Origin of the sequence: Dysgonomonas sp. PH5-45 (genome assembly GCF_029893235.1) — a bacterium.
In the GTDB taxonomy this organism is placed as follows: Bacteria; Bacteroidota; Bacteroidia; order Bacteroidales; family Dysgonomonadaceae; genus UBA1309.
On record NZ_JARXWE010000011.1, the window covers coordinates 1 to 12,109 of the forward strand.

Annotated in this window: 9 protein-coding genes and 2 tRNA genes; 2 read left to right on the forward strand and 9 right to left on the reverse strand. The window is 43.2% G+C overall.

The annotated features are described in order from the left end of the window. Positions 1 to 288: integrase core domain-containing protein (locus M2132_RS05595; protein WP_280672151.1), on the forward strand; the 288-nt coding region annotated here is incomplete at its 5' end. 75 nt (positions 289 to 363) lie between these two features. Here M2132_RS05595 and hutH read toward each other — a convergent pair. The 9 genes from hutH to M2132_RS05640 form a co-directional block, all read right to left on the reverse strand. Continuing rightward, complete coding sequence (hutH, locus tag M2132_RS05600; RefSeq protein ID WP_280672153.1) at positions 364 to 1,854, reverse strand: histidine ammonia-lyase; 1,491 nt, start codon at positions 1,852 to 1,854, stop codon at positions 364 to 366. 3 nt (positions 1,855 to 1,857) lie between these two features. Continuing rightward, positions 1,858 to 2,481, reverse strand: coding sequence for a cyclodeaminase/cyclohydrolase family protein (locus M2132_RS05605; RefSeq protein ID WP_280672155.1), 624 nt, complete (start codon positions 2,479 to 2,481; stop codon positions 1,858 to 1,860). Between the two features lie 30 nt (positions 2,482 to 2,511). Then, entirely contained in the window at positions 2,512 to 3,777 is a 1,266-nt protein-coding gene (gene hutI, locus M2132_RS05610; RefSeq protein ID WP_280672157.1) for an imidazolonepropionase, read from the reverse strand. 99 nt (positions 3,778 to 3,876) lie between these two features. Further along, positions 3,877 to 4,773 (reverse strand): glutamate formimidoyltransferase, encoded by an 897-nt coding sequence (gene ftcD, locus M2132_RS05615; protein ID WP_280672159.1) that lies wholly within the window; start codon positions 4,771 to 4,773, stop codon positions 3,877 to 3,879. Between the two features lie 14 nt (positions 4,774 to 4,787). Then, positions 4,788 to 5,633 carry a hypothetical protein gene (locus M2132_RS05620; RefSeq protein ID WP_280698227.1) on the reverse strand — a complete coding sequence of 282 codons (846 nt, stop codon included), beginning with the start codon at positions 5,631 to 5,633 and terminating at the stop codon, positions 4,788 to 4,790. Continuing rightward, the gene (locus M2132_RS05625; protein ID WP_280672163.1) at positions 5,630 to 7,615 is read right to left on the reverse strand and encodes a urocanate hydratase; all 1,986 of its coding nucleotides are present in this window, start codon (positions 7,613 to 7,615) and stop codon (positions 5,630 to 5,632) included. Before M2132_RS05625 ends, M2132_RS05620 begins: the two co-directional genes overlap by 4 nt. A 233-nt stretch (positions 7,616 to 7,848) precedes the next feature. After that, positions 7,849 to 9,510: an alkaline phosphatase gene (locus tag M2132_RS05630; RefSeq protein ID WP_280672165.1), complete on the reverse strand. Its 1,662-nt coding sequence runs from the start codon at positions 9,508 to 9,510 to the stop codon at positions 7,849 to 7,851. A 349-nt stretch (positions 9,511 to 9,859) separates the two neighbouring features. After that, a tRNA-Leu gene (locus M2132_RS05635) sits at positions 9,860 to 9,943 on the reverse strand. A gap of 47 nt (positions 9,944 to 9,990) precedes the next feature. Then, positions 9,991 to 10,063, reverse strand: a tRNA-Gly gene (locus M2132_RS05640). 451 nt (positions 10,064 to 10,514) lie between these two features. Between M2132_RS05640 and M2132_RS05645 the strand changes: the two genes are divergently transcribed. Further along, positions 10,515 to 12,107 (forward strand): ABC-F family ATP-binding cassette domain-containing protein, encoded by a 1,593-nt coding sequence (locus tag M2132_RS05645; RefSeq protein WP_280672167.1) that lies wholly within the window; start codon positions 10,515 to 10,517, stop codon positions 12,105 to 12,107. Positions 12,108 to 12,109: the final 2 nt, after the last annotated feature.

Here is a 12,109-nt window from a genome sequence, read left to right on the forward strand (position 1 = left end):
AAAAAGATAACAACAAGCATGACTAAAAGTTATGTTCCTTATGCTAATGCAATAGCTGAAAGGGTTAATGGTATACTTAAACAGGAGTTTTTATTGGAAGATTATCAGGTTGACATCAAGACAATGAAACTTTTGGTTAAAGATGCTGTCCGTATTTATAACACCAAAAGACCTCATTGGTCTTGTTATATGAAAACCCCTGATCAAATGCATAAACAAAAAAATGTAGAGATCAGAACCTATAAAAGCAAAGATAGTTGTCGGGCTAGCCCGACAACTATCTCATAATTTATTAATATTTTTGTCTAATAAAACCTGTAACGGCTTTTTAGGACTAGTCAAGAAAAGGTAGCGGACGGCTATTTATACGGCAAGGTTATTCAAGAAATCGACTGTTTTTTGTATTTCTTTATACATAACAACATCGTCGTCTACGAACTTCACTTCTTTCCGATAGTCGGCCAACACTTTCTCCAACACCGGAGAAGTTTTGAGCGGACGGCGGAATTCCACACCCTGCGCCGCATTCATCAACTCAACGGCAAATATATGGTTCAGGTTGTCGATAATCTTCAAGAGTTTTGTTGCCGCATTTGCTCCCATGCTCACATGGTCTTCTTGTCCGTTAGACGAAACAATAGAGTCGCTCGATGCCGCATAGCAATACATCTTATTCTGGCTCACCATAGCTGCTGCCGCATACTGTGGAATCATAAATCCGGAATTGACACCGGGGTTAGCCACCAAGAATTCGGGCAATCCGCGGAATCCCATAATCAGTTGGGCAACACGGCGTTCCGAAATATTTCCGAGTTCGGCAAGAGCGATAGCCAAAAAGTCGTATGTGATGGCCAAAGGCTGTCCGTGGAAGTTACCGCCCGATATAATCTTATCTTCGTCGGGGAAGATGGTAGGATTGTCGGTCACGGAGTTTATCTCGGTCAGCAGTACCGAAGCCACATAGTTTATCGCATCCTTGCTCGCACCATGCACCTGAGGGATACAACGGAACGAATATGGGTCTTGCACATGTGCTTTATGTTGAGCTACGATTTCGCTTCCTTCAAGTAGGTTGCGCATTGTTTTAGCGGTCTCTATCTGTCCGTTATGAGGACGCATCTGATGGATGCAGTCTTGGAAAGGATCGATACGCCCGTCGAAAGCTTCGAGCGAAATGGCAGCGATCAAATCCGCTTTTTTCGACAATTTGAATGCCTGCAACATAGCATAAACCCCATGCGAACTCATAAACTGTGTTCCATTGAGCAATGCCAAACCTTCCTTACTCATCAGGCGGATAGGCTCCCACCCCTTTTCTTTAAGTACGGCTTTTGCTTCGCATTTTTGTCCTTTATAATAAACTTCTCCTTCGCCGATAAGTGGCAGGAATAGGTTGGAAAGAGGAGCAAGGTCGCCCGACGCACCCAACGAACCACGATCGTAAACGATAGGCAGAATGTCGTTATTATAAAAATCCAGAATACGCTGTACGGTAACTACCTGCACACCACTATATCCTAACGATAGGGCATGTGCTTTCAGCAGCAGCATGAGCTTAACTATAACAGGCGAAATTTCGGTACCTACGCTACAAGCGTGCGATTTTACCAAATTCTCCTGCAAGGTAGTAAGTTCGTCTTCCGAAATGCTTTTGTTGCAAAGCGAGCCAAAGCCTGTTGTGATACCATAAACAGGTGTCGACTGCGATGCTATCTTCTTATCAAGATAATCGCGGCACTTCTGTATACGGGCAACAGCCTCTTCAGAGAGTTCAAGTTTAAGTCCGTTGTCTAATATTTGTTCAATTATCTGGAAGTCGAGTCTCCCCGACCCTATATGATATACTTGGCTCATAGGTTAAAATATTTTCTTCACTTCGGTTATCAGGCGTTGCTCTTTAGCAATGGCTTCGCTTTCCAAACGTTCAACTTCTTCTGTCAGGCGTTTCACATACTCTTCGTCTTTGATAGAAGTAAGGTTGATGCGAACGTTTAGTATTGCGCCCAAAACAGCAGTACGCGCAGTCATGATACCCACACATGCGTCTGTTATGGCATTTTGGTTGCCATCGGCAGCCACTTGCGCAATAATATCCATCAAGGCGCAGGCCTTGCGTGCCACTTCCAAAGGAATTTCGGCAGCAATTTTTGTTGCGTCCTGTATCTGCTGGCTGCGCACAGCTTTTTCTTCGTCTGTTTCTTTAGGCAATTTGAAGGCATCGAATACTTTGTTGTAAGCGTCCGAGTCGGCATCAATATCATTGATAAAACCTTTCTGATAGTTTGCAGCAGCAGCAGCAATATCTTTCATGAGGGTTTCTTTGTCTTCGTATTTTTTACGGCCGATTGTAAGGTTTGCAACCATCTCTGTCAGAGCCGAAGCTATCGCTGCGCTCAAAGCCGCAACACTACCCCCTCCGGGAACGGGGTCACTGCCGGCTGTTTTATCTAAAAATCCTTTTACGGTTAAATCTACTAACATAATATTATTCTGTTTGTTTTATTTATTCTATTACTTGTTTAAATCTGGCGAAACTACCACTTCGCCCCTTTTCACAACTGTTTCCACAATATTCATTCCTATATGATAAGGCAGGAATTTGTAAGAAGGGAATTCAAGGATAGCCAAGTCGCCCAACTTGCCTACGTCTATGCTACCCACCTTGTCGGCACGGCCTACGGCGGCGGCGGCATTGATTGTAAGCGCTGTAACGGCTTCTTCGGGCGAAAGCTTCATATAAATACATGCCAAAGCAAAAGTAAGCGGAATGGAGCAGGTAAAACTGCTTCCCGGATTGAGGTCGGTAGCCAAAGCAACGGCACAGCCGGCGTCAATCATTTCGCGTCCCCGGGCATAGTGTTCTTTCAGCGAGAATGCGGTACAAGGCAGCAGTGTTGCCACCACATCATTGTCGCGCATATCGGCAATACCACGGTCGGATGCTTGCAGCAGATGGTCGGCCGAGAGTGCCCCCATTTCGGCAGCAAGTTCTGCTCCGCCAATGCAAACAATTTCGTCGGCATGAACTTTCAGTTTGAAGCCCATCTCTTTTGCGGCTGTCAGGTAACGGCGCGATTGCTCTATGTCGAACACGTTTTTCTCGCAGAATATGTCGCAGCATTCAGCAAGTCCTTTTTCCTTAACAAAAGGCATTACTTCGCGGATCATATAATCGATAAATTCGTCTTCTTTCCCCTTATATTCGGCAGGGGTGGCATGTGCGCCCATGAATGTACTTACTACATCAACCGGATGCTCAGCATTGAGGGTAGTCATTACTTCGAGCTGTTTCAGCTCGGTTTCTTTGTTCATCCCGTATCCGCTTTTGCCTTCAACGGTGGTAACACCCATAGTCAGCATTTTATCCAAACGCTTACGTGCTGTGTCTTTCAGGTCGCCAAACGATGCGTTGCGGGTAGCTGTCATTGTGTTGTGGATGCCTCCTCCGCGTTCCATGATCGACATATATGTGTCGCCACGCATACGCCACGAAAATTCCTCTTCGCGATATCCTCCAAAAACAAAGTGTGTATGCGAGTCTATAAAACCGGGCAACACAGTTTTGCCTTTAGCGTCTATCGTCCTGTAAAGAGAAAGATCCAGGGCGGGCATATCTTTGTCGTTACCAACAAAGGAGATTATCCCGTCGGTAACGACAACTGTTCCATTCTCAATCACATGCAAATCGTTCATGGCAGCAACGCCTTTCTTGGCTGTCTTTCCGCTACATGTAACTACTTGCGACGCGTTTTTGATAATGATGTTTCCTTTCTTCATATTGTAAGTACAAGATGATGGTTCAATAATTTGTTTCCGTAAGCAAGCTGCTTATTGCTATCACACTTACTGAAGCAGTAAAAAAGGTCTGCTACCTTATTACTCCATCAAGTGGGTTTCAAGAATTTGTTTTGTTGAGAAATTTTCTATCCCAAGATAATATTCGGCCGTATCGACCAATGCTTGCATAGGTACAAGACCTACTATCTCACTGCCGGCAATGGTTACACCATAGCGTTGAGCTTCTATACGTGTAAGTTCATGCGCACGGTAAATAGCTGTTTTGGTATAGTCGGTCAGGTTCATAGATACCTGAACAATGCCACGGTCGGTAAGTTCTACGCCCATAGCTTTGCAAAAACGCAAACCGCCACCAATATGACGTATTTTCTTTGCAATAGCATCAGCAACATCCATACGGTTTGTATTCAAGTTGATGTTATACGCAACCAAAGGCATACGTGCACCTATAACCGTACCTCCGGCTGTTGGGTGAGGTTGAGCAGGGCCAAAATCGGCATGCCATTCGGCTTGAGTCATTTTTTCTTTCAAACCTTCGTACTCTCCTTTGCGGATAACGGCAAGATTCTCACGATAAGGCGCAGAAGCAGCTTTTTCGTATAGGAACATAGGTATTCCGTAGCGGTCGGCAACTTCTTTGGCTACATCTTTAGCCATTTGTACGGCTTCTTCCATAGTCACGTCTTTGATAGGGATAAAAGGCACAACATCAGTAGCACCCATACGTGGGTGCTGTCCTTGGTGTGTGTTCAGGTCTATCAATTCGGTTGCTGTTCCGATGGCAGCAATAACCGCTTTTTTCAATGCTTCGGGTTCGCCTACAACGGTTACCACCATACGGTTATGGTCTTGGTCGGTACTGTAGTCCAATAGCTTAACACCTTCTTTTGCACGGAAGTTATCAACAATTTTTTCAATTTTGTTCAAGTCGCGTCCTTCGCTAAAATTAGGTACGCATTCAACGATTTTAGGCATGATTGTTTATTATTTTAGTTTGATTTATTTTTGTTAGATATCTTATTAAAAGCTTCGCGGGTTAAAACCGCAGCTTCATTATCCTTACAATCCCAAATTGTAACATAGTTTTCGGAGATTACATAATATTGCTCCCAATTTGTGTACTTTGAGTATAACATTAAAGTACATACATCTGTGGGTGTAATAAAATCGCCTGTTGTTGGGAGATGCGAATGCATACCTCCTACCAACTCTTTTCCATCCTCAGCCTCATACGAAGTAAAAATGATGTTGTTATGGATACTTTTTTTCTTTCGTAAATTATTCTTTTTATCGAAAGTTAGTAAATAATCATTCCCAAAAATAACGACTCCTGTTTCGATTGGCCCTGTAAGTATATAAACTTTTTTCTCTCCTTTGTAAACAAGTGGGATGAAATTGAGGTTTGTTTTTTTATAATACTTAAAAAGAGTATCCGTTTGAGCTTCCGCTAATGCTTTTTGCCGTATTATGTATAAAGAGTTTTCCTCTTCAGTAAATCCTCTTTCTCCAATATTAATAGTCGCTGAGTTTAAATTAAATGTTTTATCGAAAGTGATATTCCCTATTATCTTTGGAATATCTCCTTTTCCAAAAAACACACACCTTGTAGAATCGGAAGTTGCCGGATAGGAAAAATATCCTTGAATATCATTCCTTTTATCTCCACAATGTTCAAGAAACAAATCTGTTCCATGCCACGATGCCATTTCCAAACGATATAAATACTCCCCTTCTTCTACTATAGAAATAACCTTTTTCTGAGCCTTACTTTGCCCATGAGACAATAACGAAGGTCCCAACAAAAGGAATAAAAACAACAACTTAATTAATCTCATTTTTTCAACAATTCTTTTATATAATCCTCATCGGCAACAAAAGGCATGGTGATGTGATAACCATCGGCATGAGTCTGATTGAACGACTCGCATGTTTCGATGGCATTCTCGTTACGTGCCCACGAACGGCGGGCAACACCGCCCATCACGTCCCAAAGCATAGCCGAACGGATAATATCATCAATGCGCTTGCTACCATCGCAAACAAGGCCGAAGCCGCCGTTTATCGACTTGCCGATACCCACACCTCCACCGTTGTGTAACGCAATAAGGCTCATACCACGGGCTGCATTTCCGGCATAGCATTGCATAGCCATATCGGCCATGACGTTGCTACCGTCTTTGATGTTGGCTGTTTCGCGGAAAGGCGAATCTGTGCCGCTCACATCGTGGTGGTCGCGTCCCAACATGATAGGGCCAACTTCTCCATCGCGCACCAATTGGTTGAAACGGAGTGCTATATTCATCCGGCCCAAAGCATCCTGATAGAGAATACGTGCTTGCGTACCCACCACCAATTGATTCTTTTCGGCATCACGTATCCAGTCGTAATTATCTTTATCCTGACCACGGCGTGTAGGGTCTATACACTCCATCGCAGCTTTGTCGGTACGGATAAGGTCTTCGTGCTTACCGCTGAGGCAAACCCAACGGAACGGGCCGTAGCCATAGTCGAACAACTCTGGGCCCATAATATCCTCTACGTACGATGGCCAGATGAAGCCGTCTTTATCGTCAACTCCGTTGAACGATATTTCTTTCACGCCCGCATCGAAAATAGATTTCATGAAGGCATTACCATAATCGAAGAAATATGTTCCTTTTGCCACAAGTTTTTTGATAACTTCATAATGACGTTTCAGCGATTGATCTACCAAACGGCAGAACTCGTCACGGTCTTCGGCAAGTAAGCGGGTACGCTCTTCGAACGAAATTCCGGCAGGGCAATATCCTCCGCTGTAAACCGCATGGCACGAAGTCTGATCGGATAGTAGTTCTATATGTATATTCTCTTTTTCGGCATACTCCAACAGGTCTATAATATTTCCGTGGAAAGCTATTGAGCAAGGAACTTTCTCGGCAATGGCTTTGCGGGCTATGCTGAAAGCTTCTTCCATGTTGGCCGTAGCATGTTGTACCCATCCTTGATTCAGGCGGGTTTCTATACGCGAGTAGTCTACTTCGGCTATGATGGCAACTGCTCCGGCAATTTCCGCAGCTTTTGGCTGAGCGCCACTCATACCTCCCAATCCGGACGATATGAACATGTGTCCCGCCAAGTTTTTATCTTGTGGAATACCCAATTTTTTGCGACCGGCATTCAGAAGGGTATTGAACGTTCCGTGAACAATTCCTTGCGGGCCAATGTACATCCATCCACCGGCAGTCATCTGTCCGTAGTTGGCTACACCCATCTGGGCTGCAATTTCCCAATCCTTCTGATTGTCGAACTCGCCCACCATCATCGAGTTGGTGATGATTACACGGGGAGCTTCGGGTTTCGATTTAAATAATCCGAGCGGATGCCCCGATTCCACAACAAGCGTCTGCTCGTTGGTCATCACTTCCAGATACTTCATTATCAGCTTGTATTGCATCCAGTTCTGACACACCTGTCCCGTTTCGCCATAAGTAACCAGTTCGTAAGGATACAGAGCGATATCGAAACACAGGTTATTGTCTATCATTACCTGAAAGGCTTTCCCTTCGATACAGTTTCCTTTGTATTCGTCGATAGGCTTCGCTTTCAAATCGCCTTGAGGGCGGTAGCGGTATCCATAAATACGTCCATAGGTTCTTAGCTCTTTCAGAAATTCGGGAGCAAGTGTTTCATGGAGTTCGTTAGGAATGTAACGCAAAGCGTTTTTCAGGGCTGTTACTGTTTGCTGTGGTGTTAGCTTGTATCCGCGGTCGGGAGCGCGGCGTATTCCTTCAACAAAAGAAGGATAGTCAGGAAGTAGATTATCTAATTTTATTTCCATATTATAAAGTATGTATTTTACTAATTTTGCGAAATTAAGCCATATATTCCGTTCGGGGAAAATATCCAATATGTTTTGCACTATATTTCAAGGGGCGAAGATAGCCAAAATTATCAAAATGAAATCATAATTATCTTTGTCAAACCTGAAAGAAGATTTAAAATAACACAGAAAGTCTTATCCCACCACACGCCCCTCTTCTTTTTGCCATACAAGTTTGCACAGACAAATATTTATAATTTATCCGCCAAATTACGGGGCAGGTAAAAGGTATCGTTCTTGTCAATATAAACTGTTACCGAACCCAACTCGAATTGTTTTCCATTCAGGAAGGCTATCGACTTAAATGCCGGAACAATCAACACGTTTTTTCCTTTTTTAACAACAAGTTCAGGAAAACCCTTTGTCTTATTTATGCTGAAGTCCAAACCTTTAAAAACATCTCTATGCTTGGTAAAAATAGCGGCTGTCATATCTTCCAGAGGTTGAGTTAATCCTACGGCATCGAACAGGTATTGGTTTATCTCCACATTGGTGTTCATTCCCACCGGAATATCCCCTTCGGGATGGTAAGCGGCAAGAAAAACCTCCTCGCCCGTATGCCCTCCTGTGGTGAAGCCAAAATAGGTGCGCGAGTTCATTATCTTAACTAATGTGGAACCCATGCTGACGCTACCGCTTGCTTCCATATAATTGGCAGCTTTTTTATAGTTTCGCGACCGAAGCAGAAGGCTGTATTCCTCCTCAGTCAAATCTATGTCGGTATATTGCTTAACAACGGTTTTTATATCTTCGGGGCTGGTTGTGAGTAAAATTTGCTCCAAGCCTTCGGAAGTTTTTTTGTATTGAGATACATTGGCAAACAATTCATCGAATGTCTTTTTATCGTATCCGCTTGTGGAACGGTTATTCCCTATCGAAAAACCGCTATTGCCATGGTCGGGCAAGACGATAACGGTTGTTTCACCATTCTTTAGGGCAAAGTCCATGGCTACGCCTACGGCACGGTCGAAAGCCAGATATTCGGTGATACACCCCACCGCATCGTTGGCATGGGCAGCCCAATCAACTTTACTACCCTCAACCATAAGGAAGAATCCGTTTTCGTTTCCCGACAGCAGATCAATAGCCTTTCCCGTCATTTCGGCAAGGGATGGGATTTGCGTTGTATCGCGGTCTAAATCGTAAGGATGTTCACGGTCGCAAAACAATGCCCAAGCCTTGCTGCCTTTTTCAATATCACGAAAATCCTTCAAGCTGTTTTGTACAAGTCTTGTGCCCGTTGTTTTGAGGCGTTGTTTAATATCGTTGGTCAGAATATTGTTTCCCCCGCCAAACATTACATCTAAGTCTTGATAGGCTATTTGCGATGCCAGATAATCGTATTTCCCCCGGTTATAATAGTGCGCCGCACAATCGGCCGGCGTAGCATGAGGAAATTCAACGGTTGCGACCAATCCTGTGGCTTTATTCAACTGCCGGCGTGCCGCTTCGAGTATCGTTGCTAAGGGTTGATAGGCTTTTGCGGGATCGACAGTCACCAAATCGTTCCCGGGATCGGCCACCGGATAAATGGCTACATTGCTCGTCCGTTGAGGCATACCCGTCATATAGCAAGACGTTGTAGGTGCAGAATCGCCTATCGGGGCGTTCGACGAGAAAGTCTTTACCGTTCCGCACAGATAAGGGTCGATAGCTAAACGTTCACCCCCCTGTTTATTGTAAATCTGATACCACCGGGCAGCCGAAACAACCCCGATGGATGTTCCGTCGGGAATCATTACAATCACATTTTTTGTCGGCTTAACAGGTCGGCGGTACTGCCCCTGTGCAAAAACAGATACCACCAACAACGAGATTGCCAAACTCAAAAAAAACTTTCTTGCAAATTCCATCTTCGTCTTTATTTTAACCGGAAAAAGTGCACCCTTATTCATCGGACGCACTTTTCAGGATTTTTGTTATTTTGCAGCAAAATCAGTATTGCTCCTTGTTATAAATATTTTATTGCATTTGTCTTTCTGAACAAAATGAAGAATCTCTATATTTTTTTATTCAAGATCCTTCGTTACACTCAGGATGACAAAATAGATATATCTTATTTCTTAGATAATTAGCTTTTATTTTTTTAAACGCACTACAAGCCATATTATCTGTTTTCTTATCTTACAAAGATAAATCCTTTACTCTGATTTTCAATCAATATAAAAACAAAAAAGGACTTCAATTTCTTGAAACCCTTTGTACACACGATGAGATTCGAACTCACACATCCTTGCGGACACCACCCCCTCAAAGTGGCGTGTCTACCAATTCCACCACGTGTGTAAAAATCTATATAGAAAAAAAAATGTGACCTCTTGTCACACATTCAGAGCGAAAGACGGGATTCGAACCCGCGACCCCGACCTTGGCAAGGTCGTGCTCTACCAACTGAGCTACTTTCGCAATTACGGGCACAAATATATAGTGTTTTTTTTTATATCCCAAATCTGGGGGAAGAAAATGTAGAACAAATACACGAAAATCCTTCTGGCTCTCCTAAAGCCATTATCTCTATGGATTAGGTTATATTCGCAAATAATATTATCTTCGCATCAAGATTACAAACAAAATAACTACTCCGATGAGAATATCTAAGTAAAAAAACGATGGTTACGTACCATCATTGTTTGCTGTTTGGGCAAGCACATTTTGGACGATAATTTCTTTTTTTAACTCTTCGCTTGCATTTCTTTTCTCAAAAGATATTGCATCGAAAAACTTAGATACAATCATGTAATCAAAAAAAATCAAGACTTCATTCCCTGTTTAATATAGGCATACACAACTTTTTTGTGTGCCTGCTACAAAACGTATTCTAATTTTTTTACAAATCTTATTTTTAAAAATAAATATTATGAGTATCATAGTAAATGCTCTTTCGTATATACATCCCAACAAAGAAACTCTATTTTCAAACATCAACTTATCGATTGCCAAAGGACAAAAAGCATCCCTGATCGGAAACAACGGGACGGGCAAATCTACCCTTCTGAAAATACTGGCAGGAGAACTGGAACAATCGGCGGGAAGTATTCTTCTTCCGGAGAAACCCTATTACGTGCCTCAACATCTGGGGCAATACGACAACCATACTCTGGCACAAGCTCTTGGTGTTGCCGATAAAGTAAATGCTTTGCACGCTATACTGGAAGGTGATGCTTCGGCCGAAAACTTTAAACTACTGGACGACGATTGGGATATAGAAGAACGCATAAACACAGCCTTGGCATTCTGGAAGATACAGCACCTACCCCTTTCGCAAACAATGGCTCAACTAAGCGGAGGAGAAAAAACAAAAGTATTCCTTGCAGGAATACTGATACATTTGCCCCAGATAATCCTGTTGGACGAGCCAACCAACCATTTAGACCACGAAAGCCGGACATTATTGTACCATTTCATCGGGAAAAGTAAAAGTACAATCCTCACCGTAAGTCACGACCGGACATTGCTCAATCTGTTGGATATGACAATGGAACTTACCTCCAATTCGGTTGAAGTATATGGCGGAAACTACGATTTTTATAAAGAACAAAAAGATGGCAAATTGCTGGCTCTGCAAAACCAGTTGAACGAGAAAGAGAAAACCATAAGGCAAGCCCGCCAAAATATGCGGGAGATAGCCCAGCAACGGCAAAAACAAGAAGTACGGGGCAAAAAACAACAAGCCTCCGCAGGAATGGCACGTATCGTGGCTGGAGCCTTGGGAAGCAAAGCCGAAAACAGTTCTGCCAAGCTAAAGGACGTACACACCGATAAAATCAATGCCATTGCAGAAGATATGACGCAAATACGCCAGCAGATACAGACGCAAAAAACATTGAAAATAGATTTAAGGAAATCGGAGCTTCACAAAGGGAAAATACTAATCGAGGCAAAAAACATAAACTTTGCTTATAATGAAAACCTTTTGTGGCAAAGTCCGCTAAACTTTCAGATACAATCGGGCAGCAGGGTTCGGATTATAGGCAATAACGGTACAGGAAAAACAACCCTCGTTAAAATACTTACATCGACTTTGCATCCAACCGAAGGCCATATATTCATCGCGGACTTCCGCCATCTGTATATAGACCAAGAATATTCCATCATAGATAACCGGCTTTCAGTTTTTGAACAAGTGCAGCAGTTTAACGACCGCCATCTGCCCGAACATGACCTGAAAATGCTGTTGCATTATCACCAATTCACCCAAGATGTTTGGGATCAGCAATGCGCGTCTTTGAGCGGAGGCGAAAAAATGAAACTGATACTTTGCTGCATCGCCGTCAGCAACAACTCGCTCGATATGCTCATACTGGACGAGCCGACCAACAATCTGGATCTGTTCAGTCAGGATATACTGACCGAGGCTATCAGCAACTTTGAAGGAACTCTTGTAGTTATATCGCACGACCGATATTTTGCAGAAGCCCTCAATATGGAGCAAGAAATTACTCTCTCCTAATA